Origin of the sequence: Faecalibacterium faecis (assembly GCF_040096475.1) — a bacterium.
GTDB classification, from domain to species: Bacteria; Bacillota; Clostridia; order Oscillospirales; family Ruminococcaceae; genus Faecalibacterium; species Faecalibacterium taiwanense.
On sequence record NZ_JBBMEP010000020.1, the window covers coordinates 1 to 22,359 of the forward strand.

Annotated in this window: 20 protein-coding genes and 1 pseudogene; 6 read left to right on the plus strand and 15 right to left on the minus strand. The window is 57.9% G+C overall.

The features are described 5' to 3' along the window. Positions 1-369: 369 nt before the first annotated feature. Together treC and treB are read right to left on the minus strand one after the other, a co-directional pair. On the minus strand, positions 370-1,995 hold the full coding sequence (gene treC / locus WMO17_RS10375; protein WP_349138017.1) for an alpha,alpha-phosphotrehalase: 1,626 nt from the start codon (positions 1,993-1,995) through the stop codon (positions 370-372). Between the two features lie 18 nt (positions 1,996-2,013). Continuing rightward, complete coding sequence (gene treB, locus WMO17_RS10380) at positions 2,014-3,114, minus strand: PTS trehalose transporter subunit IIBC (RefSeq protein WP_349138018.1); 1,101 nt, start codon at positions 3,112-3,114, stop codon at positions 2,014-2,016. A gap of 455 nt (positions 3,115-3,569) precedes the next feature. Between treB and WMO17_RS10385 the strand changes: the two genes are divergently transcribed. Continuing rightward, positions 3,570-4,901, plus strand: a complete 1,332-nt coding sequence (locus tag WMO17_RS10385) for an ABC transporter substrate-binding protein (protein ID WP_349138019.1) — start codon at positions 3,570-3,572, stop codon at positions 4,899-4,901. 32 nt (positions 4,902-4,933) lie between these two features. Beyond that, positions 4,934-6,484, plus strand: a complete 1,551-nt coding sequence (locus WMO17_RS10390; RefSeq protein ID WP_349138020.1) for a helix-turn-helix transcriptional regulator — start codon at positions 4,934-4,936, stop codon at positions 6,482-6,484. Positions 6,485-6,791: 307 nt separating this feature from the next. On the opposite strand, the gene WMO17_RS10395 is transcribed toward WMO17_RS10390, so the two are convergent. The 13 genes and pseudogenes from WMO17_RS10395 to WMO17_RS10455 form a co-directional block, all read right to left on the minus strand. Then, entirely contained in the window at positions 6,792-7,532 is a 741-nt protein-coding gene (locus WMO17_RS10395) for a GNAT family N-acetyltransferase (RefSeq protein WP_349138021.1), read from the minus strand. 241 nt (positions 7,533-7,773) lie between these two features. Continuing rightward, positions 7,774-8,013 carry an RNHCP domain-containing protein gene (locus WMO17_RS10400; protein ID WP_412375372.1) on the minus strand — a complete coding sequence of 80 codons (240 nt, stop codon included), beginning with the start codon at positions 8,011-8,013 and terminating at the stop codon, positions 7,774-7,776. Beyond that, positions 7,998-8,183, minus strand: a pseudogene (locus WMO17_RS10405) (TfoX/Sxy family protein); the annotation flags it as partial. The pseudogene WMO17_RS10405 and the gene WMO17_RS10400, both read right to left, overlap by 16 nt. Positions 8,184-8,222: 39 nt before the next feature. After that, on the minus strand, positions 8,223-8,852 hold the full coding sequence (locus tag WMO17_RS10410; RefSeq protein ID WP_349138022.1) for a TetR/AcrR family transcriptional regulator: 630 nt from the start codon (positions 8,850-8,852) through the stop codon (positions 8,223-8,225). A gap of 173 nt (positions 8,853-9,025) precedes the next feature. Then, positions 9,026-9,379, minus strand: a complete 354-nt coding sequence (locus WMO17_RS10415) for a hypothetical protein (protein WP_349138023.1) — start codon at positions 9,377-9,379, stop codon at positions 9,026-9,028. A gap of 201 nt (positions 9,380-9,580) precedes the next feature. Then, positions 9,581-10,492 (minus strand): hypothetical protein, encoded by a 912-nt coding sequence (locus WMO17_RS10420; RefSeq protein ID WP_207698290.1) that lies wholly within the window; start codon positions 10,490-10,492, stop codon positions 9,581-9,583. A gap of 371 nt (positions 10,493-10,863) precedes the next feature. Further along, positions 10,864-12,510 carry an ABC transporter ATP-binding protein gene (locus WMO17_RS10425; RefSeq protein ID WP_349138024.1) on the minus strand — a complete coding sequence of 549 codons (1,647 nt, stop codon included), beginning with the start codon at positions 12,508-12,510 and terminating at the stop codon, positions 10,864-10,866. Beyond that, positions 12,500-14,245 (minus strand): ABC transporter ATP-binding protein, encoded by a 1,746-nt coding sequence (locus tag WMO17_RS10430; protein ID WP_349138026.1) that lies wholly within the window; start codon positions 14,243-14,245, stop codon positions 12,500-12,502. The genes WMO17_RS10425 and WMO17_RS10430 overlap by 11 nt, the downstream gene beginning before the upstream one ends. Further along, on the minus strand, positions 14,232-14,711 hold the full coding sequence (locus tag WMO17_RS10435; protein WP_097774755.1) for a MarR family winged helix-turn-helix transcriptional regulator: 480 nt from the start codon (positions 14,709-14,711) through the stop codon (positions 14,232-14,234). The genes WMO17_RS10430 and WMO17_RS10435 overlap by 14 nt, the downstream gene beginning before the upstream one ends. Before the next feature lie 350 nt (positions 14,712-15,061). Beyond that, positions 15,062-15,424, minus strand: coding sequence for a DUF1667 domain-containing protein (locus tag WMO17_RS10440; protein WP_349138028.1), 363 nt, complete (start codon positions 15,422-15,424; stop codon positions 15,062-15,064). After that, positions 15,421-16,653, minus strand: coding sequence for an NAD(P)/FAD-dependent oxidoreductase (locus tag WMO17_RS10445; protein ID WP_349138029.1), 1,233 nt, complete (start codon positions 16,651-16,653; stop codon positions 15,421-15,423). The genes WMO17_RS10440 and WMO17_RS10445 overlap by 4 nt, the downstream gene beginning before the upstream one ends. A gap of 3 nt (positions 16,654-16,656) precedes the next feature. Beyond that, positions 16,657-18,117 carry an NAD(P)/FAD-dependent oxidoreductase gene (locus WMO17_RS10450; protein WP_097782022.1) on the minus strand — a complete coding sequence of 487 codons (1,461 nt, stop codon included), beginning with the start codon at positions 18,115-18,117 and terminating at the stop codon, positions 16,657-16,659. A gap of 173 nt (positions 18,118-18,290) precedes the next feature. Then, positions 18,291-18,971: a GntR family transcriptional regulator gene (locus WMO17_RS10455; RefSeq protein ID WP_338428659.1), complete on the minus strand. Its 681-nt coding sequence runs from the start codon at positions 18,969-18,971 to the stop codon at positions 18,291-18,293. Positions 18,972-19,214: 243 nt separating this feature from the next. On the opposite strand from WMO17_RS10455, the gene acpP reads away from it, so the two are divergent. Genes acpP through WMO17_RS10475 form a run of 4 tightly spaced genes read left to right on the plus strand, consistent with a single transcriptional unit; the run spans position 19,215 to position 22,226 of the window. Further along, complete coding sequence (acpP, locus tag WMO17_RS10460; RefSeq protein WP_005939770.1) at positions 19,215-19,442, plus strand: acyl carrier protein; 228 nt, start codon at positions 19,215-19,217, stop codon at positions 19,440-19,442. Between the two features lie 11 nt (positions 19,443-19,453). Beyond that, a complete protein-coding gene (accD, locus tag WMO17_RS10465) occupies positions 19,454-20,326 on the plus strand; it encodes an acetyl-CoA carboxylase, carboxyltransferase subunit beta (RefSeq protein WP_097774750.1) in 873 nt (290 codons plus the stop codon). Then, positions 20,323-21,276, plus strand: a complete 954-nt coding sequence (locus tag WMO17_RS10470; RefSeq protein WP_005939761.1) for an acetyl-CoA carboxylase carboxyltransferase subunit alpha — start codon at positions 20,323-20,325, stop codon at positions 21,274-21,276. Before accD ends, WMO17_RS10470 begins: the two co-directional genes overlap by 4 nt. After that, the gene (locus WMO17_RS10475) at positions 21,273-22,226 is read left to right on the plus strand and encodes a beta-ketoacyl-ACP synthase III (protein ID WP_249235711.1); all 954 of its coding nucleotides are present in this window, start codon (positions 21,273-21,275) and stop codon (positions 22,224-22,226) included. The genes WMO17_RS10470 and WMO17_RS10475 overlap by 4 nt, the downstream gene beginning before the upstream one ends. Positions 22,227-22,359: the final 133 nt, after the last annotated feature.

Genomic DNA, 22,359 nt, shown 5'->3' on the forward strand with positions numbered 1-22,359 from the left:
GGAAAAATCAGCTAACGCAACTCGTCGCTGTTGCTTCGTGCGCGGGTCCCAACCAGTAGGAATGTCTACCGGGGAGATTTTCGTTTTTGCCGCATCGTTTTTGTACGATGCGGCGTTTTTTATGTCCAAAAACCTTTGGCAGACCGTGCCGGGCTCCGAACCCTGAAGTCGGATGCGAACCGGGCGGGGGCATCCATGGGGATGTCATCCTTTTCGACCTGTCCCTTTGTCGAAACACGGTACAAAAAAGCACTTTCCCTTATATTTGCATTGCAAATAAGGGAAAGTGCTTTTGTCTTGCTCACTATGAGGTTACTATCGCAAAGGATACGGTCAACTCCCAATAGCGAAAAGATAATACGGCAGCCTTCACTTTTTCAGCACTACGCACTCATAGGGGCGCAGCGTGTCGGCGGTGTCGGGGTAGTTACCCAGCAGTTTCTCGGCATCGGTCCAGCCTACGGGCAGGGGCTTGGCAATTTCCCGCTCCCGCAGGTTGCAGAGAACCAGCAGCTCCGTCTCGCCGTCGTACCGGCGATAGGCTAACAAATCCGCATTGTCGGGGTACAAGAACTCGATTTTTCCCGCACTGATGGCCGGCATTTTCTTGCGCAGGGCCACCAGCGTTTTGTAAAAGCTGCGGATGGAATCCGGGGCGTCCATTTGGGCAGCGGCGTTGATGGCCTCGTAGTTATCGGCAATGCCGATCCACGGCGTACCGGTGGTAAACCCGGCGTTCTCGCTCGCGTCCCACTGCATCGGGGTGCGGCTGTCGTCGCGGCTGCGCTGGGCGATAATGTCCAGCGTCTCGGCCTCGGTCTTGTTCTGCTCTCGCAGGATCCTGTAGTAGTTGAGGCTCTCGACGTCGCGGTACTGCTCGATTTTTGTGAAGTGCGGGTTCGTCATGCCCAGCTCCTCACCCTGATAAATGTACGGTGTGCCGCGCATAAAGTGGATGGCCACCGCCAGCATCTCGGCGCTTTCCTTCCAGTAGGTCGTGTCGCTGCCAAAGCGGCTGACCGCACGGGGCTGGTCGTGGTTGCACCAGAACAGCGCATTCCAGCCGCCGTGGGCCTGCATCCCCTCCTGCCAGGTCTGGAACAGTTTCTTCATGGCGAGGTAATCAGGCTCCATCAATTCCCACTTTTGCCCGTCCTTGTAGTCGACCTTCAGGTGGTGGAAATTGAAGCACATCGTCAGCTCGTGATTGCCCTCAGCGGTATAGCCGATGCAGTTTTCCAGCGTGGTGGAGGACATTTCGCCAACGGTTATCATACCGTCGATGCCGCCCGCGGCGACCAGCTCCTTCAGGTACTTGTGGACGTTGCGGCCATCGGTGTAGAAGCGGCGGCCGTCGCCCGCAAAGTCGTCCTCATACACTTCCGGTTTGGAAATCAGATTGACCACATCAAAGCGGAATCCCTTGATTCCCTTCGCCTTCCAGAAACGGAGGATGTCGGCCATTTCTTCCCGCACCGCCGGGTTCTCCCAGTTCAGGTCTGCCTGTGTCACATCGAACAGGTGCAGATACCACTTGCCCAGCTGCGGCACATACTGCCATGCCGGGCCACCGAACTTGGACACCCAGTTTGTGGGCAGATTGTCCGGGGTTCCGTTCTTAAAGATGTAGTAATCCTGATATTTCTTATCTCCTGCCAGTGCTTTTTTGAACCACTCGTGCCCAGTGGAGGTGTGGTTAAACACCATATCCAACATCAGGCCGATGCCGCGCCTGTCCGCCTCGCGGATAAGCTCCTCCAGATCCTCCATCGTGCCGTAGCGCGGGTCAACGGCACGGTAGTCGGCCACATCATAGCCGTTGTCGCGCTGGGGCGAGGGGAAGAACGGCGTCAGCCAGAGATAGTCAACGCCCAGGTCGGCGAGGTAGTCCAGTTTCGCGGTGACGCCCTTCAAATCGCCGAAGCCGTCACCGTTCGAGTCCATGAAGGATTTCGGGTAAATTTGGTAGACAACTTTATCTTTAAAATCATTCATGGTACACACCTCACAAAATCAAGCAATGCCTTTCTTTTTGCCGACGCTGACGGTCAGCACAAAGGGGACGACGATGGCAATGGCCATGCACAGCGCAAAGCTGAGCATATAGGCGGGCTGGATTGACAAAATACCAGGGATGCCGCCGACACCGATGGCGTTGGCCGTGGTGGAAGTTGCCACACAGACGACCGCTGCGATGGCAGATCCAATCATGCCGCAGATAAACGGGAAGTGGAATTTCAGGTTGACACCGAACATAGCGGGCTCGGTAACGCCGAGGTAGCAGGAGATGCAGGAGGGAACGTTGACTTCCTGTGCGGCAGCATTCTTGCGCTGCAGGTAGATCATGCCCAGCACGGCGGAGCCCTGTGCAATGTTGGACAGCGCGATCATCGGCCACAGCATCGTACCGCCGAAGTCGGCGATCAACTGCATATCGATGGCGTTGGACATGTGATGCAGGCCGGTGATGACCAGCGGGGCATAAACAAAACCGAAGATTGCGCCAAAGACCACGCGGAAGGAGCCGGAAATGCCGGCGTAGACGATGTCAGAAATGAAGGTGCCGATCTTCCAGCCGATGGGGCCAAGGACAGTGTGGGCGATGATGACGGACAGCACCAGCGAGCAGAAGGGCACCACGATCATGGAAATGACCGCCGGGCAGATCTTGCGGAAGAATTTTTCTAGATAGACCAGCGTGAACGCGGCCAGCATGGCGGGAATGACCTGCGCCTGATAGCCAATCATGTTGATGGTGAAGAAACCGAAATCCCATTTGGGGATATCCGCCGCCGCAGTAGAAGCCACGGCGTAGGCGTTGAGCAGCTGGCCGGAGACGAGCGTCAGGCCGAGGACGATGCCCAGACTTTGGGTCGTGCCCATTTTCTTTGTGACAGACCAGCAGATGCAGACCGGCAGCATATGGAAGATGGCTTCGCCGATCAGCCACAGGAAGCTGTCAACGCCGGACCAGAACTGGCTGATGTCGCACAGCGTCTGGATACCAGACCTCGTTGATGGCTCTGAGCAGGGCCAGCTCTTTGCTCTCAGAGGCCGGAGGTGCGGGAGGTGCGTAGGACCCGCCGCCGCAGCCTGCCAGCGAGAGCGCCACAACGGCTGCGCCGGAGAGGGTGAGGAATTCGCGTCGGTTCATCTCTTTCATGGGGGTGCTCCTTTCTGTTGGTTCCCCTGCTTTTAGGGGGCTTTGGTTTTGGTATTCTCTGCACTTGCAGTCCGCTCCATCTTATGCTATCCTTATGAATAGAATCCGCAGTTGTCTATTGACACGTTTTGTGCACAGCGACAGGCTTTCTGCACCGGCGCAGGACTTTTTCTGGTTGTACTGTACCATACCCGGGAAAAAAATGCCCCCTCAGAAAAGCCGTTTTTTGGGGGGGGCAATTCCAAAATAATTTTTGGGGCTTTGGGGCTTCCCCCTCAAAAAATCCCCCCAAAAAGCCCAAAATTGGGGGGATTTTGGGGGAGTTTCCCACCAAAACAGGCAGCTGCAGCCCTGCCTGTGCCGGTTTCCTCCTCTGGCTGCAATGTGCGGAAAGGAATCATGAAAAATGGAACGAAGGACATTTTTAAAGCTTGCGGCGCTCGTCCCCGGTCTGGCACTTGCGGGCTGCGGCGGCAGCAAGACCCTGCTCTCGCCCAAGGACCCCACCATGCTCAGCATCTGGCATGTGTACGGCGAACAGGCCGACTCACCCATGAACCGCCTGCTGACCGAGTTCAACGACACAGTGGGCAGAGAGAAGGGCATCCTGCTCAACGTGACCAACATGACCAACAGCGCCGCCATCGGCGGCCAGCTGCAGGACGCCAAGGCCGGCAAGCCCGGCGCGCTGGACCTGCCGGACCTGTTCTCGGCCCACCCCGCGGATGCCAGCGGTCTGGGCATTGAGAACCTTGTGGACTGGAACGACTGGTTCACCGCCGAGGACATGGCGGCCTATGTGCCCGGCTTTGTGCAGGACGGCATCATTGACGGGCGGCAGGTGGTGTTCCCGGTGTCCAAATCCACCCAGCTCATTTTTTTGAACGGCTCCCAGTACGCCCGGTTTGCGGCGGACACCGGGGCGCAGCTTTCCACCCTTGCCACATGGGACGGCTTTTTTGAAATGGCGGGTGCCTACCGGCAGTGGTCGCAGGGCAAGCCCTTCTGCGCGCTGGACTACCCCCTGCGTCTGGTGGAGCTGAACGCGCTGGAACAGGGCAGCGCAGAGCTGTACAAGGGCAGCTGGTACGATCTGACCAACGAGACCTTCCGCGCTTCGTGGATGGAGTTTGCCCGGGCGCTGGTGCAGGGCGATATTCTGATCTCGGACCTGTACTCCAACACGCAGGTGATGACCGGCGAAACGCTGGCGGGCCTTGGCAGCTCTGCGGCCATCCTTTATTACAATGACTTCGTCACCTACCCGGACAACACCACCGAGCCTACCGACCTGCTGCTGGCTCCCCTGCCCCACGCCGCAGGCACCGCCACGCCCCTGATGCCGCAGGCCGGTGTTGGCCTGTGCGCCTTCAAGACCACCGACCAGAAAGCCGAAGCCGCCGCCGTGTTCCTGCGCTGGCTCACCGAACAGCAGCGCAATCTGGAATTTGCCGCCGATACCGGCTACATGCCGGTGTCCAGCGCCGCCTTTGACGCCATTGCGGACTATCCCTTTGAGCAGCAGAGCTATCAGCGGCTGTACGACGTTTACAACGAAATGCGCATCCAGAACACCCCCCTGTCCGAACCGGGCATCGTGGGGTACCACGCCAAGGCCAAAGCCTTGTACGACAGCCTGCGCCAGCGCCAGAAGGACTATCCCCAGCGCCTTGCGGACGGCGAAACGCTGGAAGCCCTTGCCGAGGAAACATGGCAGCTGCTGTGTGACAATGCCTGAGCCTGCCGCTCAGCCGGAAAGGAGGGACTTTGATGCACTTTGTTGACCGGCACCGTGAAAAGATCCACCAAAGCCCCATGAGCAGCCGGCTGCTGTGGGCCTGCCTGCTGCTGGTGTTGCTGCTGGTGTTGACCTTTGGTGCGGCACTGTTCCTGTTTGCCAGCCTGCACAACACCAAAAAGGACATCAGCTGCAGTCTGCAGATCCAGTTTTCGGTGTTCCAGAACGATATGGAGCGCTATTTTGAACAGCTGGCGGTCATGGGCGTGAACCTGTCCGAGGACATGAGCGCAGAGGTGGACAAGGAGCTTGCCCTGCGGCAGATGTCCTTTGCCCAGCTGAACGACTCTCCCGAGGTGCTGAACGCGCTGGAGGAAAAAATGATCGAGCCGCTGTGCCGCCGTCTGCGCCAGACCGGCTGTTCCGGCGCTTTTGTGCTGCTGGATGCCACCGTCAACACCCGCATGGAGGGAGCAGAGCATTCCCGCGCCGGGCTGTATGTGCAGAAAAGCGGTGCCGACACCCCCACCGTGCCCCTGCTGCTGTACCGGGGCAGTGCGGAGGTGGGCAAGGCCCACAGCGTGATGCCCCACCGCAAGTGGCGCATGGAGTTCCAGACCGACCAGTTCCCGGACTACGACCGCTGGATGACCCCCGGCAGCGCCCCGCTGTACCAGTCTTACACGCTGACCGAGCGGTTCGAGCTGCCCGGCACCTCGGAGGAGGTGCAGCTGTTTTTGCTGCCCCTGCGGGGGCGGGACGGCACGATGTACGGGCTGTGCGGCTTTGAGATCAGCGAGAGCTACTTCAAGCAGAACTTTGCCCAGCCCACCGGCTTTGACCGGCTGAGCTGCCTGCTGGCCCCTGCGGGGGACGGCCTTGCCGCCGATGCCGCCCTCAGCAGCGGCACCACCGGCGGCTACTACCATGCCCCCCGGAACACGCTGGTGCTGCGCAGCATGGGCGGCGGGCTGACCCAGTTGACCGGCCCCGACAGCGCCTATGCGGGCATCTCCCAGCTATGCCGCCTGAGCGAGAGCCAGTCCTACCGGCTGGCGGTGTGCATCCCCATGGCGGACTACCGGAGACTGGTCCTTTCCGGCAATCTGCAGATGCTGCTCATCGGCCTGTTCATCGCCTTTTTCGTGGTGTTCTGCTGCATGAACTTCCACCGACGCATCCTCTCGCCGGCGTTCCGGCAGTTTGAGGAGGACCGGCGGGAGTCCCGGCGGCGGATGGACGAGCTGCAGCTGGAACGCCAGCAGATGCAGACTGAGCTGTCCCGGCTGGCAGACGTGTGCCGCAACGAGTCGGTGCCCGATGCCTTCCAGACCTTTGTGGCGGGCATCCCCACCCTGACCAAGACCGAACGCCGCATCTTTGACGGCTACGCGGCCGGGCTGCGCACCCGGGAGATCGCGCAGCAGCTGGACATCAAGGACAGCACCCTGCGCTTCCACAACAAGAACATCTACGACAAACTGGGTGTCAGCTCCCTCAAGCAGCTGCAGCAGTTCGTGGCGATCCTGAACTCCGGCAGCGGCAGCACCCCGGACGAAAGCGGCCCCAAGAAGGCCCGCTGAATGGAACATTCCCGCGCCGCAGCTTTCACCGGAAACAAGCAAAAATGAAGGGGCTAGCCGGACTGTCCATCGCATTGACCCGGATGCCGTACATTATAATGGCAGCTATAACGGAACCGCTTTTCCTTCACCTTGGAGCCATCAGCACCAGCCCGGTTCCCAGAACCATAAGCAGGAAAAGCGAATCCGTCCTTATTTTTTTCATTGCAGGGTCTCCTATTCTTTATCTTCCAAAATAAAAAACGCAGCGCACCCCAATTCTATGGGCTGCACTGCGTCTGAGCGTCTGGCGTTTTGCTTGATTGAATTATTCTGCCGCCAATTTCAAAAATTTCTTGTCCGACTGGATGCTCTGGGTCACAAACTTCCCATCCCGGAACAACGCGTATGTTGTGACGGGTGCGGGCACATTCTGTGCCGTCTCTTTCTCGGTGATGTGGATGGCTTTGAACGGAATCCCGTGTTCCCTTGCAGCCTCCTGCACCTTTGGCACCCAATAATAGGTGTAGGGGCACTGGTCGGTATAGTAGAGGACAAAGCCGTTTTCCTCCACCTTGGGATGCTTGGCGCAGGCCTTGAATTTTGGCGGCTGGGCATTCTCTGCAAGGGGCAGATACATGAGGTTGATGCCGCAATCGGAGATGTCCGAAACCTTAAAGCCCTTATGGTTCAAAAACTTTGGGTCAGCAAGGAATTCTCGTTTGCGCCCCTCTGTACACAGAATACAAACGCCGTTTTTGCCCTGCGCCTTGGCATCCCGAAGGCATTCTTCCAGCAGCTCGCTGGAATAGCCGTGCCCTTTCAAGGAGCCGGAGACCCACAGACAGTTGATATAAAGCCAGCCTGCCGCTTCAATGGGCACCCATGCGTTTTCTGCCGGGATGTACTCGATAAAGCATTTGCCGCGCTCCGCACTGCGGTAAAAAACAAGCCCCTCCTCAAATCGCTGCTTAAGCCATTCCTTCTTGGCAAGGCTCTGTTTGCCGGACATGGCACAACAGATGTGTTCCTTGTCGATGTTTTCTTTTGTGATTCGGATATACTCCATCGAAGCGTCCCCCTATATCCTTATGCCTTTTCCGGCACAGTTTCTTCCATTTTCCCGTCTGCCGTGCCGTTGACGGTGATCTGCCCGGCAGCAATGCTTTGGATCTCCTCCACTCAAGGCTCTTTAAAGAATATAGCACAGAACGCCCGATTGTTCCATGATGAGTGCAGTAAGTTGTAAAAAGCCGCTGTGTCGCAGAGCGCTTCTCCGACACAGCGACCTTTTTGTTTTTGGCTGCGGCTTACCGCATCCGTCCATCGCCGCCCATCAAGGCGGTCATTTCCTCAAGATAGTCCAGCGGGAACGGCGGAGAGCACAGGAGCTTCATGGCAATGCTCATGAGCTTCATGGGATTGTCGTCTGCCGCCACCCGGTTGGAGCTGAGCTTTCCGCAGCGTTTGCAGCGGTGGATGATGGCCCATTCGCCGCCCTTGCGCACCCAGACGGCCACCGGCTCCATGATGCCGCCGCAGGCATACATTCCAAAGCAGATCTTGTTTTCTTTACAAGCAATCTGTCATCATAGACTCCGCCGACGATTTTACCGCGATAATAAAGGATATATTCTCCCATCATAGACCGATACGAGATACCATCCAAATCTGATAGCTGTTCCAAAATAAAATGAAGATATTCTTTGCTGGAAGCCATTATTTCACACCACCCTTCGTATTGATTCATCGGATGATTTCATTTTTCACCTCGTTCAATGTTAAAGGTACGGAAGAACAGCTTTACATGGGCGTCCAACTTTTCAAGGCTTTCGGCTTCTCGTTCCGGCTGGCGGTCGCAGACACTGAGCAGGGTGATGACCGGGGAAACGTACATCCATGCCAATGTATCCGGGTCCTCATCCCGAATTTCACCGCCTGCGATCAGGGAACGGAAAATTCCTGCATGGTAAGAGATCATACGGTCCACATAGCGTTCCGAGAACAATGCTGCAAGCTCCGGGGAGCGGAACTGCTCCAGCGTCATCATCCGGCGGAACTGACTGACCTGCTTATCGTGCAAAGAATACAGAAAGATCTGCCGAACTTTGTCCGCAAGAGCCTGCTCCGGGATATGAGAAAACGTAGGGCAGTCCTGCTTTACATTCTGCACATGAATGTCGATCCAGCCCGTATCTTTTTCGTAGTGGGCAGCCGTTGATTCTACGATGGCATCAAAAATCGCCTGCTTGCTGGGGAAATGGTTGTAAAGCGAGGGCGCCTTGATGCCCACCGCCTTTGCGATTTCCCCCACGCTGACCGCATCATACCCTTTGGCCGAAAACAGTTCCAGAGATTTTTCCAGAATACGCTGCTTGGTATCTTCCATTTTCCCTCGCCCTTTACTAACTAACATTTGTTAGTTCTACTATAATCAAAAAAGTTTCCGTTGTCAAGCGTTTTTTCTGAAAGACAATGGAAACAAAATCGTTACCACAGGCCAACAGCGTCCATGATTGCTTCAACACTCTCCACCGGCTGGCATCCTCACTTGGGTTCAACTTAACCGTGATAGTCTCCCGTAGCAGAATCTACGCAAACATAGGGCACGGTTTTTCCATCAATTTTGACGTAGACCTGATAGATGCCATCCCCCAGATCTTCGTAGTATTCCGGGGTGACGTTGTAATTTTCCCAAAGGCTTTTTTCAAAATCGGTTTTCCAGCTTTCATCAGAAGAAGCGGCGCTTTCTGCCAAATCTTCCGATTCAGCAGATGGGGCTTGCTCCTGAACTACGCTGCTTGCCGGAGCAGCGGTATCGGAAGAACTTACTGTCCGGCTGCAAGAAGAAAGAACGAGTGGCGCAGCAAGAGCAATACAGATCACTGGGACTGCTTTTTTCAAGATAAGATCCATAATTGACAACCTCCTTGGATAAAAGACGTAAGGGATATGATTTGAACTGCCAACAGGCAGATTCCAGCAACGATTATCACAAAAGCATCAGCTCGTCACAAAAGCGACACGCTTCGTGTCAATCCGTACATCCTAAAACAAAAGCCGCCCGAAGGCGGCAGGATGCATCACGGAAGCAAATATGAACGCGGCTCAGGGCCATCAGAACAGATCCAGCATGTTGTCCAGATAAATTTCTTCCCGGACGCGCAGCTGATACTCAGGCTTTGTCATGTAGTAAAGCAGAAATTCCAGTATCAACGCGCTGCCCAGTCCCCGCCCCTCGATTTTGAAGTTGGAAAAGCCGCCGGGCAGATAAATTTTGCGGATATCCCCGGCCCCGATGAAGCCGGGGTTTTCCATTGCCTTTGAAAAACGATAGCCCTGCTGTGCGCCCGGCGCTGTGCAGCGGTGGTCCGGGCAGTCCTCGCCCAGATTTTTGCGGCTGACATTCTCGTAGCAGTGCTTTCTGTCCCGGCAGCCGTACCAGCAGCATTCGTTGCACAGAAATTCCACCTTGTCCTTCTGATCCTGCGGCAGGGTATCCAGCTCTGCAAACGACTTGTTCAGGCGGAAATCCGGCACAACATAGCGGAACTCTTCCCGTTCCGTCTCTCTGCGGAGCTGCTGAAAATCTGTAAGGACTTTTGTTGTGGAGGACACGAAATAAAGGCCCGGATACTGCCTTTTCAGGTAGTCCAGCAGCAGGTCCGAATGGACGATGACACCATTCTGCACACGGTTTTCTTTTTCAAACAGCGCACAGAGGGCATTGCATTTCCGGTCTGCAAGGTGCTCTTTCCGGAGCAGCGAATTGCTGAAGGTGAGCCGGGCCGATATGCCATATTCCTGCATCAGTGCAAGCACCCGGTGCGGCTGTGCATCGCCAAAGCCAGTGCGGCCCCCGCCCCAGATGCAGTCGGCCGGTGCACCGTAGACCGAACCGATCTCGCACCAGTCGTAAAAATATTCCCTGTGTTCACGGAACAGCGGCAGAAACACACGGTACAGTTCATAAAATTCAAACAGTCCCGGAAGATGATAATATGCCGTGCTGCGTTCGTGCTGTGCCATTGCCGTGTGTGTTCCTCATTTCTGTAAGTTTCAGCTTCCCTGCAGCAGCTTTTGCGCTGCACCCGGAGATCTTTTTGTCAGTATAGCACAGTCCTGCCGGGAAAGAAATCATCTTCCTCTTGACCTTGAGCGCACTCCAAGTTTTATCATGTGCATGCTGGTGATCTTATCTTTCTCATTATATTCCTTTCTCTGCGAAAGAACAAGAAGTATCTTTATGTCTGACATGAAAAAACAGATTTTTGATCTTCCTTACCATTCCTGAAAGAACGAGACGAGCTTTGCCCGGCTTTCGCGCCTTGCTTTACAGCACAGCGCCTGTTCTGTCAAGAGATGAAACGTTTTTCGTGCATTGCGAAAAATGTTTCGGTTCACATGCTCTGCGGCTCGATCTTCACCGTTCTGCCGCCCAGGTTTTCGTAAATGCGGTGGGAGACTGAGAGCACCGTGCGGCTTGCAGAGGCGCGGCGCAGTGCTTCCAGCACACGGGCTTCCGTTTCAGCGTCCAGATTTGCCGTGACCTCGTCCAGCAAAAGCACAGCCGGGTCCGCCGCCGCAGCGCGGGCAATGGACAGCAGCTGCCACTCGCCCTGCGAGAACATGCCATCGCTGCAAACGGTGTCGCAGCCTTCCGGCAGGGCCTGAATGGCTTCGTCAATACCTGCAAGCTTTGCCGCATTCCGTGCCATCTCTGCAGTGATCTGCGGATCGCCCAGCGTGATCTGCTCCAGCACGGTGCCCGGCACACGGGAGAAATGCTGCTCCACGCAGCCGATGCAGGTGCGGCGCTCGCGGTCGGTGATGCGTGCCACATCCACGCCGCCAATGGTAACAGTGCCCGCCTGCGGCTGGTACAGGCCCAGCAGAAGCTTGAACACCGTGCTCTTGCCCGCACCGGTGCGGCCCACCAGCGTGACCTGCCCGCCCTGCTTTACCGTCATGGAGAAATCACTCAGGACGGGCTTTTCGCCATAGCCGAAGGTCACATGCGCAAGCTCCACATCCCCGCGCGCAGCGGTCCGGCGCTCGGCAGGGATCGTGCGCTCCGGCTGAGCGAGAAAGGCATCGATGCGCTTGACACCTGCCATGGCCGACTGGATGGTCTGGATCTCCATGCCAAGGCTTTCAATGGGAGCAAAAATGCGGGAAATGTAGTTGATGATCGCCACCGAGGTACCCACCGACATCCCAAAGAATGTAAGCACCATGGCATTGCCGGAAGCGGAAAGCAGCATCACGATGCCTGCCACCACCGCGTTCAGCGCCAGCACCACCGGCGAATAGATGGCATCGTAAAAATTGGTGCGCTCCATAGCGGCGTAGCTCTCGCCGATGCAGCGGTCATAGCGGCGTTCCCTATAGCTTTCCAGCCCCAGCGCCCGGATGGTGCGGATGTTGTGCAGCGTCTCCGGCACCTGACCGGAGACAGCTGCAACGGCACGGCGGTTATCCAGTTGTGCGGCCAACATCCGCTTTTGCACATGGCGGGTGAACACCGCAAACAGCGGCAGCACCAGCAGCAGCACCAGCGCAATGCCGGTGTTTTTTACCGCGATGACCGCCATGATGGAAATGATGCGGCAGGCATCTGCCGCCATGCTGATGATGCCGGAGGTGAACAGCGCTTCCACCGTGTCCACATCGCCGGAAAAGCGTGCCGCCACCTCGCCGGGGTTCTGGCCTGCCAGCGTGCTTGCGGGCAGCCGAGTAAGCTTCCGGGACATTTCCGACCGCAGCGCGTGGGTCATTTTCTGGCCAAAGAGCACCAGCAGGCTTTCCTGCGCGGAGGAAAGCCCCCCTTCCAGCGCCAGACTGCCAAAGTAAAGCAGCACTGCTGCAATGGTGAGCGGGATGCCTGCGGTGAGCCGGTCAATGATACCGGCCAGCAGCAGCGGCGGCAACAGTGATGCCACCACCGATGCCGCCACGCACAGGATGGTGCCCGCCGTGAGCAGATGATGCGACATGGCGGCCATGCGGATGGCTTCAAATACGCCGTTATCCTTTTTACTCTTCATCCAGATCGCCTTCTTTCTGCACCGTCTGGCTCTCGTACAGCTGGCGGTACAGCGGAACCGTTTCCATCAGCTGGGCATGGGTACCAACGGTGGTTTTACCGCCGTCCATAAAGATCACTTTCTGCATCTGCGGGAAGTGGTACAGCCGGTGCGAGATGAGGAAGACCACCTTATCCTTTGCATCGCTCTGCAAATCGGCAAACACGGTATCCTCGGTATGGCGGTCCAGCGCAGAGAACGGGTCGTCCAGGATCAGCACCGGGCGCGGGTGGGCCAGCGTTCTTGCCAGTGCCAAGCGCTGGGCCTGACCGCCGGAAAGGCGGGTGCCGCTGGGGCCGATGACGGTATCCACACCGTTCTCCATGGCCAGCACTTCGCCGTCCAACGCAGCGGCAGCAAGCCACGGCATGGCATCCTGTTCACTGCCGCAGAGAACATTGTTCTGCACTGTATCGGCGCTCAGCTCCGGATCATGGCCCAAGTAACCAACGGTGGCAGAGATCTGCCGCGGGGTCATGGCAGCAAATTCCGTTTTGCCAAATTTTGCCGAGCCGCCGTAGGGTGCTTCGCACAGGAACACCCTGCCGAAGGTGGATTTGCCGCAGGCCACCGGGCCGGTGACGCCAATGATATCGCCGGGGTGCGCCGTCAGGCTCAGGCCGGAAAAGATGGGTCCTTCGCCATAGGCAAAGGAGAGGTTTTCCAGCGTCACGTCCTGCGCCGCCGGGATATTCAATGCTTCCAGCTGTTCCGGCTGCTTCATCAGTGGCTTGATGCGCTTCCACGAGACCTCGGCTTTCTGCACCGAGTTGAACAGCTTTGCCACCTTGGAGGATTTGACCACCAGTTTCGTGAAGCAGGAAAGAAAGGTGGTGAACGCCGCAATGTCCCATGTGCTCCAGCCGGAGCCGAGCACATTTTTAGCGCCGAACCACAAAATGAACAGCACGCCTGCCTCGGACGCTGCCAGATACAGCGGCGGCAGAGCGGACTGCCACACATTGTTGCGCACGGCTGTTTTTTCGTAGGTGTTCAGGGCTTCCTCGTACTTTTCTATGCGGGCATCCTCACAGCCGTAAATGCGGTAGGTCACAGCATTCCGGGCGCGGTCGAGGGTGGCAGCGCTCAACGCACTTGCTGCCTTTTTGTACGCTGCACCGGCGCGCTGCACCGGCTTTTTCATCCATGCCGCGCACATGTAGGAAAACGGCGTGAACAGCAGGCTGAGCAGCGCCAGCCGCCAGTCGTACACCAGCAGCATCACAGCATAGCCCACCAGCGCCACGCCGGTATCAAAGATCTCGGTGGTGAACTTGCGCATCCCCTCTACGCAGTCGTCCACATCCGAGATGGCCTTGGTCATCAGTTCACCGACGCCTTCTTTTTCCAGCGCCGCCCGGCTCTGCCGCACCAGATTGGCATACAGGATGCCCTTCATCCGGCGGTTGATGTTGTTGGCAAAGCGGCGGACATAAAAGCGCTTGATAAAGCGCGCCGCCTGCACCGCCAGCGTGACCACGATATAGGCCAGCACCAGCATGGCCATTTTTGCCGCCGTCTCACTGCCGCCCAGAATGTCGGCAAGGCACTGGGCCAGCCGGCCCTCGAACCAAGGCGTTGCCAGCAGGCCGATGTTATACACAAGGCCCGACAGCGTGACAAAGGCCAGCGGGAGCCACTCTGCTTTGAAATAGGAGAGCACCCTGTCCGGGCGGAACGTTTTATCCTTTTTCATGAGCAGCCTCACCTCCTGCAGCTTTCCGGAAATGCGGGAAGCCCGCGCGGCTCTCGGTCTTGGATGCTGTGTACAGCTTGTTCAGCGCAGCGGCAAAGGCAGCGGCTTCCTCGGCGGTGAGCACATTGGTCAGGTATTCGTAAAAGGCCGCTTCGATCTCTGCCTTGGAGGATCTCAGGCTTTCCGCCTTTTTGGTGGGGTACAGCAGCTGGCTGCGCCGGTCGCTGGGGGCATCTCTGCGGATCAGAAGACCCTTTGCTTCCAGATTTTTTGTCCGCCGCGCAATGGCAGCCTTATCTGCGTGCAGCAGTTCCGCCAGCTGCGCCTGCGTGCAGCCGGGGTGATGCCGCACCGCATGGATCAGGTCGATCTCTGCTGTGCCGACCCCTTCCTCCCGCATCGTGAGCAGGACCAGTTTTTCCGCTTCGCGTGCGATCTTTGTGATTTTTCGTTCCGTAATATCCATAGACTCCTCCGGGCTTCATTGCAGGAAGTTATATCTACATCGTTGTATGTACAATCAATAGTATAGCATCTCGTTTCCAAAATGCAAACAGTTCTTTTTGTGCCCGTATTTTTGCAATGCTGGCAGGCTCCACACCCAGTGCATGGGCCGCGCCTGTACAGACCAGCCATGTGCTGCGGCATTGCCCGCTTTTGGCGTTTGCCGCAGTCCTTTCCCACGTTGAGGCCGATATAAGCCCATTTCCACATCATGTCAACAGGTTTATAGCATCAAAACAGCCCTGACCGTGTCCGCTGTAAAAGCAGGCAGACGATCAGGACTGTTTTTCCGTATTTCTTTATTTCAGCCGGTCAGCAGGCATCCACATTCTTGGTGACCATCACGTCACTGTCCAGCCCGCAGACGTTGTGCAGCACAATGGTGCCTGCCTTGACGGGGGCGGTCAGCACCACCTTGCGGATCTCGTCCATCACCGGGAAGATCATATCCTTGGGGACGGCCTTGGTCAGGCGCACGCTGGTAACGGGCAGCTCGCCGCCCTTAACCAGCACTGAACTGGCGATGGTGCGGCGGGGCGCAGTCAGCTCCTGACGGATATACTGTTCGCCGCGGGGGCAGGTGTGACCGGTGACCGAGATCACCTGACCATTTTCAACTTCGGCTTCGATCTCGCAGCCGTTGGGGCAGACGATACAGGTAAATTGCTTTTTCATTCCACCGACACCTCCAGTGCGCCCGTTTCCTGCAGCTTGGCAGCAGAGACCTTGAACTGGATCATCTCCGCAGGAATGGCTTTCTTCATCTTCTTGGCAGCAACTTCCACACCGTTCTGGCGCACCACGATGCGGCAGTCACGGTAGTGGTTCCGCACGCGCAGCGAAAGGCTGAAGTCGTTCTTGCCGCTGACCTTCTGCGGAATGGTGTGGCCCACGCCCTCGCCGCACTTCACGTCCAGCGTGCAGGGGGCGATGCCCTTGCCCTCAACGTAGGCGGCAGCGTGGCGTGCCAGTGCCTCGGACTCCATGGAAACAAAGTCCACCAGATCATGCACATGCAGCACATTGCCGGCAGAGAACACGCCGGGCACGTTGGTCTGCAGGTTCTCGTCCACCACAGCGCCGTTGGTGTGGGGGTCAATGGCGATGCCGGCATCCTCCAGCAGCTTGTTCTCCGGGATCAGGCCCACGGAGAGAATCAGCGTATCACACTTGTACTCCTTCTCGGTGCCGGGGATGGGCCGACGGTTCGCGTCCACCTCGGAGATGGTCACGCCGGTCAGACGGTCACGGCCATGGATCTCGGTGACGGTGTGGCTGAGATAGAGCGGGATATTGTAGTCATCCAGACACTGCACGATGTTGCGCGGCAGGCCGGAGGGGTAAGGCATCAGCTCGAACACTGCCTGCACATGAGCGCCTTCCAGCGTCATGCGGCGTGCCATGATCATGCCGATATCGCCGGAGCCGAGGATGACGACCTCCTTGCCGGGCATCCGGTTGTAGAGGTTCATGTAAGCCTGCGCGGTGCCTGCGGTGAACACGCCCGCCGGACGCTCGCCGGGAATGCCCAGTGCGCCGCGGCTGCGCTCCTTGCAGCCCATGGCAAGCACCACAGCCTTTGCCTGATACTGGCGCAGGCCGCTGCGGGTGGATGCGGTGACGACACGATCCTCCGTCAGGCTCAGCACCGTGGCGCTGGTCTCGTAAGGGATCTCACGCTTGTTCACTTCATCAATGAACGCCTGTGCATATTCCGGGCCGGACAGGCTCTCGCCGAAGCGGCCCAGACCGAAACCGTCATGGATGCACTGGCGCAGGATGCCGCCCAGCATCGCCTCGCGCTCCAGAATGATCATGTTGCGGATGCCCTGCTTGTGCAGCTCCACCGCTGCGGCAAGACCTGCAGGGCCGCCGCCGATAATCACAACGTCTTTCTGTTCCATCGCTCAGTTCTCCTCCTTCCGCATATTGCCGGTGAGTACCCATGACCCCTGACGGCTGTAACGCACATTCTCCGGCTCGGTGCCCAGCTCCTGCTCAATGAAGTGTTCGATCTTCATCTGGCAGAAGCCGCCCTGACAGCCGCCCATCATGGCGCGGGTGCGGTACTTGATGCCGGTCATGGTGGAAACGCCCAGCGGGTTGTGGATAGCCTGCAGGATCTCCGCCTTGGTCACTTCCTCACAACTGCAGATCATCTCGCCGTAATCGGGGTCCTGCGCGATGAGCTCTGCCTGCTGTTCCGGCGTGCACTCGGCAAACTTGACGATGCCCTTGTGGTGCGGGTCAAAGTCTGGGTTTTCCTCAAACTTTTCGCGCTCCTGCATCAGACCGATGACGTAGCGGGCCAGCGGCACGCTGCCGGTCAGGCCCGGGGATTCAATGCCCACGAGGTTGACGGCATTGGGTGCCACGTCGTCCCGGATCTCCACCTTCCAGTCCTGAATGGCACCGTTTTCATCCACCCACTTGGGCTGGATGCCGGCGAAGGTGCGGATCTGATCCTTTTTGAAGATGTGGGGCCACAGCTTTGCGCCCTCCACGGCCAGACTGTCCATGTTGGCCTGCGGCACACCGTAGTCGTCCAGCACATCGGTGTTCTCCGCGTCCGGGCCAACAGTCACGTTGCCGTCCACGGTGGGGGTGATGTGGATGCCCATATAGGTGTTGCTGGGCACCGGGTACACCGGCATGGGCAGCAGCTTGCCCATGCGCTTGTGCAGGATGATGTAGTTGCTGCGGGAGCCGATGACACGGTAGCCGGTCAGGCCCAGCAGGTCGGAGATCTGCTTTGCGCCCAGACCAGCGGCGTTGACCACCCAGCGGGTGCAGAAATCGCCATGGGCAGTATGCAGGTAGTACAGCTCATTTTCCCGGGTGATAGCCTCTACCTTGTGGTCAAAGAAGAAGTCCACGCTGTTGGCGTGTGCGTTCTCGGCCAGAGCCACCGTGTACAGGAACGGGTCCATGATGCCGCTGTTTTTGGACCACATGGCAAACTTGCCCACCACGGCGGGCACCAGCTCGTGCAGCTTTGCTTCATCGATCATCTCCAGGCCGGTGCAGCCGTTGACAGCGCCCTGCTTCATGGTGCGCTCCAGCTGCTCCATGTCCTCGGGGGTGTTGCCCACCAGCACCTTGCCGCAACGCTTGAACGGGAAGTTCAGCTCTTCGGCCAGCTGATCCATGATGCGGTTGCCTTCTACGCAGCACTTCGCTTTCAGGCTGCCAATGGGGTTGGCAAAGCCGCCGTGCACCACCGCAGAGTTGCGGCCACTGGTCTCGTTGCAGACATCCAGATTTTTTTCCAGCACTGCAATGCTCAATTTGTAGCGCGAAAGTTCGCGTGCAATGGCGCTGCCCACGACACCCGCACCGATGATGACCACATCGTATTGTTTTTTCATGGTATCCACCTTTCTTCCTGATTTGGAGATCCGGCTTTTATGTTATATATTTCATTGACTAAAATATATAACATTTCATAATCTCTGTCAAGCCGTTTCCGGCAAAAAACTGCACAAAAAAATGCCGCATCTTTTGGCATAGATACGGCATTTCTGAACGTGATACGGTTGTTTCAGGCTTTGAAATAGTGTGGGAATGCTTCCCGGATCGCAGAAAGGTTCTCCGTGTAGCGCTGCATATGCTGCCCGGCAATGCGGTGTGCTGCCGCCTCATCCTTCTGTTCAATGGCTTTCAGCAGGCTGACGTGATCTTCGTAGATCGTTTTTGCGGGCCTGCAGCGGAAGCTGAGGATGGTGGTGCGGTCAAAATGCGGAGCCAGATTTTCCACCAGATCGTACCAGTACGGGCAGCCGCACTGCACATAAAGCAGCCGGTGGAACCCCTTGTCCAGCTCAAAGATCTTTTCTTCCTGTGCACGCTCAATGTACATGCGCCAGAGCGCCACGTTCTCCCACAGCTGGTCGATATCCGCCGGGGTCAGCTTTTCGCACGCCATGCGGGCGATCTCTGCTTCCAGTACAGCACGCAGATGGCGCACTTCTTCCACCAGCTCCGCATCGATGAGAGAAACATAGGTGCCGATCTTGGGCCGGATCTCAATGAGCCGCCGCTGCGCCAGCTCCAGCTCTGCTTCCCGGAAGGGGGTGCGGCTCACCCCCAGCTGTTCGCACAATTCCGGCTCGTTCAATTTTTCACCCGGCTCCAGACGGGTGTTGATAATATTATCGATCAATACCCGCAGAACAAAACTTTTTGCAGATTCATGCTCTCTGCGCTCTGAAATCGTAATCATCGGAAGGCTCCTTTCCCTCACAGGGAAACACTGTTCTCAGACTGCTGGGTCAAGTATACCACACTGCACACCGGCGTAAAAGAGGACAATATATAAAAGGAAGAAAACTGTGTCAGAATTGTAAAAGATAAAATATTTTAACTATTATTCTTGACTTATCCAACGATTCGGCTATAATGGTCGTGTTCGCAAGAAACTTCAAAAAATTTAGATATTCAAAACAAATCAAAGGAGACTACTACCATGACGTTTGAAGAAATGAAGAAGATCGTTGTTGATACCCTGAACTGCGACGAGGACAAGGTGACCATGGAGGCCAGCCTGACCGAGGATCTGGAGGCCGACAGTCTGGATGCCGTGGAGCTGAACATGGCTCTGGAAGATGCCTGCGGCGTGTCCATCCCGGACGAAGAGCTGGCAAAGCTCAAGACCGTGGGCGATATCTACAACTACATCACCGCACATATCTGAGGCAAAAAGCAATGAACGATATCCGAGATCTTTTCCCCGGCCGAATGCGGGAGCGCACCTTCCAGCTGAAGGCCAAGCGGGATGCCGGTGCCGTCTGGCACGAGCAGCAGTTTGTGGAGTGCAAGCAGTGCGGCCGCCGCGCCGCACGCACCCTGTGGGCAAGAAGCCTTTACGTCTGCCCCAACTGCGGCTACCACATGCCCATTGGCGGGTACTACCGGCTCAGTCTGGTGCTGGACCACGGCAGCTTCCGGGAACTGGATGCCGACCTTGCTCCGCAGGATGTGCTGCATTTTCCGGGCTACCGTGAAAAGCTTGCCGCCGCCCAGAACAAGACCGGCCTGCGCGAAGCCGCTGTAACGGCCACCGGCCGCATCGGCGGGGTGGCCTGCGTGGCTGCCGTGCTGGACAGCCGCTTTTTCATGGGCAGCATGAGCACTGCCGTGGGCGACAAGATCACCCGCGCCATCGAGTACGCCGCCGCAAAGCACCTGCCGCTGGTTATTTTTTCGGCCAGCGGCGGCGCGCGGATGCAGGAGGGCATTTTCAGCCTGATGCAGATGGCAAAGACCAGTGCCGCCATCCAGCGCTTTTCGGCAAAGGGCGGGTTGTACATCAGTGTGCTCACCCACCCCACCACCGGCGGTGTGACGGCCAGCTTTGCAAGCCTTGGCGACATCATGCTGGCAGAGCCTGGCGCGCTGATCGGCTTTGCAGGTCCGCGGGTCATTGAGCAGACCATTGGCGAAAAGCTGCCTGCCGGATTCCAGCGCAGCGAGTTCCAGATGGAGCACGGCTTTGTGGATCAGGTGGTGCCCCGCAGCCAGCTGCGGGATACCCTGATCCAGGTCTTGCAGCTCCATGCAGGAGGAAAACACGAATGATCAAGGAAATTTTAGAGCAGCTGGCTCCGCTGGATGCCCAGATCGCCGCGCTGAAAGGCAGCGGCAACGAGATGGATGCCATCACGGCCCATGCCTCCGAGCTGGCAGAGCTGGCTGTGGAAGAGGACGAGATCCTGCGCACCTGCGGCCCGCTGACCGCCGAGGATCGGGTGTTTCTGGCCCGGCACCCGGAGCGCCCCCACATTGATGAGACTGTTTCTGCCCTGTTCACCGACTTCTTTGAGCAGCGCGGCGACCGTCAGTGCAAGGAAGACCCTGCCATTCTGGGCGGCATCGCCCGTTTTCACGGATTGCCGGTGACGGTCATCGGCCACCGCAAGGGCAGCACACTGGAAGAAAATCTGGCCTGTAACTTTGGTATGCCGGGGCCGGAGGGCTACCGCAAGGCCCTGCGCCTGATGAAGCAGGCCGAAAAGTTTGGCCGGCCCATCATCACCTTCATTGACACGCCGGGCGCTTACCCCGGCAAGGATGCCGAGGAGCGCGGTCAGGGCGAAGCCATTGCACGCAACCTGATGGAAATGAGCGGCCTGACCGTGCCGGTCATTGCCGTTGTCACCGGCGAAGGCTCTTCCGGCGGTGCGCTGGCACTGGGTGTGGCAAACCACATCCTCATGCTGGAAAATGCCGTTTACTCGGTGCTCAGCCCCGAGGGCTTTGCCAGCATTCTGTGGAAGGATGCTTCCCGCAGCGGCGAAGCCTGCGAGATGATGAAGCTGACCGCGCAGGATCTGTACAGCGATGGCATCGTGGAGCAGGTGATCCCGGAACCGTTGGGCGGCGCACAGCGCAGCCACGCAGCCTTGTTTGAACAGTTGGATGTTGCTTTGCGGGTGCACCTGAAAGAGCTGTGCCGCATGAGCGGCCGCCAGCTGGCCGACCAGCGCTATAAAAAATACCGCCAGATCGGAGAAACGAGGAACGCATGAGTGGTTTACAGCTGATCGCCACCGGCGGGGCCATCCCCGGCCGGACGGTCACCAACGAAGATCTGAGCCGCATGGTGGATACCAGCGACGAGTGGATCACCAGCCGCACCGGCATCCGCACCCGGCACTGGTGCACGGAGGATGAATCTGCCGCCACGCTGGCCATTTCCGCCGCAAAGCAGGCTTTGGCCCGCAGCGGCCTTGCCCCTGCGCAGATCGGGTGCTGCATCTGTGCCACCCTGTCCGCCCCAGACGCGACCCCCAGTGTAGCCTGTCAGGTGCAGGCGGCGCTGGGCCTTCCCGAGGACCGGCCTGCGCTGGATGTCAACGCGGCCTGTTCCGGCTTCCTCTACGGCATAGCCGTGGCGCGGGGACTGCTGACAACTTTGGGTGGACAGTATGCCCTCGTCATTGGGTGCGAAGCCCTTTCCCGCCTGATGGACCCCGCCGACCGCTCCACCTGTGTACTGTTTGGGGATGGAGCCGGTGCTGCCATTTTTCAGCTGTCGGACACTCCCTTTGCTCTGACGCTGGGCGCGCGCGGCAGCGATGTTCTCCATGCGGGCGGGCCGAACCGCACAGGTTCCGCGCCCATCACCATGGACGGCAAGGCCGTATTCCGCTTTGCAGTGGATGCCCTGCCCAAGTGCCTGCACACTGTGCTGGATGAAACACAGCTGACCCTCGATGATCTTGAGTGGGTGGTCTGCCATCAGGCCAACAGCCGCATCATCGACCACTGCGTGCGGGCGCTGAAGGCCGACCCGGCAAAGTTCTACAAGAACATGGACCGCCACGGCAACACCAGTGCCGCCAGCATCCCGGTAGCCCTGAACGAGCTTGCCGAGAACGGGCAGCTGCAGCCGGGCCAGCTTCTGGCCTGCATCGGCTTTGGCGGCGGCCTGACATGGGGCGGCATGATCGTGGAATACGACCCTCTCAGGCGCTGATGCGCCAGCTCCCCCGAAGGGGGAGCTTTATGGGCGGGTAGGGTCAGTGTGCCTTCCAAGAGAAGGTCCAGCTGACAGAAAAGCAGAAAAAAGCTCCCCCCTCGGGGGAGCTGTCAATGCCGGAAGGCATTGA

Coding starts and splice junctions, on each gene's coding strand:
- treC (WP_349138017.1), bottom strand. CDS start 1,995: ATGAATGATTTTAAAGATAAAGTTGTCTACCAAATTTACCCGAAATCC.
- WMO17_RS10385 (WP_349138019.1), top strand. CDS start 3,570: ATGGAACGAAGGACATTTTTAAAGCTTGCGGCGCTCGTCCCCGGTCTG.
- WMO17_RS10390 (WP_349138020.1), top strand. CDS start 4,934: ATGCACTTTGTTGACCGGCACCGTGAAAAGATCCACCAAAGCCCCATG.
- WMO17_RS10395 (WP_349138021.1), bottom strand. CDS start 7,532: ATGGAGTATATCCGAATCACAAAAGAAAACATCGACAAGGAACACATC.
- WMO17_RS10400 (WP_412375372.1), bottom strand. CDS start 8,013: ATGTATGCCTGCGGCGGCATCATGGAGCCGGTGGCCGTCTGGGTGCGC.
- WMO17_RS10410 (WP_349138022.1), bottom strand. CDS start 8,852: ATGGAAGATACCAAGCAGCGTATTCTGGAAAAATCTCTGGAACTGTTT.
- WMO17_RS10415 (WP_349138023.1), bottom strand. CDS start 9,379: ATGGATCTTATCTTGAAAAAAGCAGTCCCAGTGATCTGTATTGCTCTT.
- WMO17_RS10420 (WP_207698290.1), bottom strand. CDS start 10,492: ATGGCACAGCACGAACGCAGCACGGCATATTATCATCTTCCGGGACTG.
- WMO17_RS10425 (WP_349138024.1), bottom strand. CDS start 12,510: ATGAAGAGTAAAAAGGATAACGGCGTATTTGAAGCCATCCGCATGGCC.
- WMO17_RS10430 (WP_349138026.1), bottom strand. CDS start 14,245: ATGAAAAAGGATAAAACGTTCCGCCCGGACAGGGTGCTCTCCTATTTC.
- WMO17_RS10435 (WP_097774755.1), bottom strand. CDS start 14,711: ATGGATATTACGGAACGAAAAATCACAAAGATCGCACGCGAAGCGGAA.
- WMO17_RS10440 (WP_349138028.1), bottom strand. CDS start 15,424: ATGAAAAAGCAATTTACCTGTATCGTCTGCCCCAACGGCTGCGAGATC.
- WMO17_RS10445 (WP_349138029.1), bottom strand. CDS start 16,653: ATGGAACAGAAAGACGTTGTGATTATCGGCGGCGGCCCTGCAGGTCTT.
- WMO17_RS10450 (WP_097782022.1), bottom strand. CDS start 18,117: ATGAAAAAACAATACGATGTGGTCATCATCGGTGCGGGTGTCGTGGGC.
- WMO17_RS10455 (WP_338428659.1), bottom strand. CDS start 18,971: ATGATTACGATTTCAGAGCGCAGAGAGCATGAATCTGCAAAAAGTTTT.
- acpP (WP_005939770.1), top strand. CDS start 19,215: ATGACGTTTGAAGAAATGAAGAAGATCGTTGTTGATACCCTGAACTGC.
- accD (WP_097774750.1), top strand. CDS start 19,454: ATGAACGATATCCGAGATCTTTTCCCCGGCCGAATGCGGGAGCGCACC.
- WMO17_RS10470 (WP_005939761.1), top strand. CDS start 20,323: ATGATCAAGGAAATTTTAGAGCAGCTGGCTCCGCTGGATGCCCAGATC.
- WMO17_RS10475 (WP_249235711.1), top strand. CDS start 21,273: ATGAGTGGTTTACAGCTGATCGCCACCGGCGGGGCCATCCCCGGCCGG.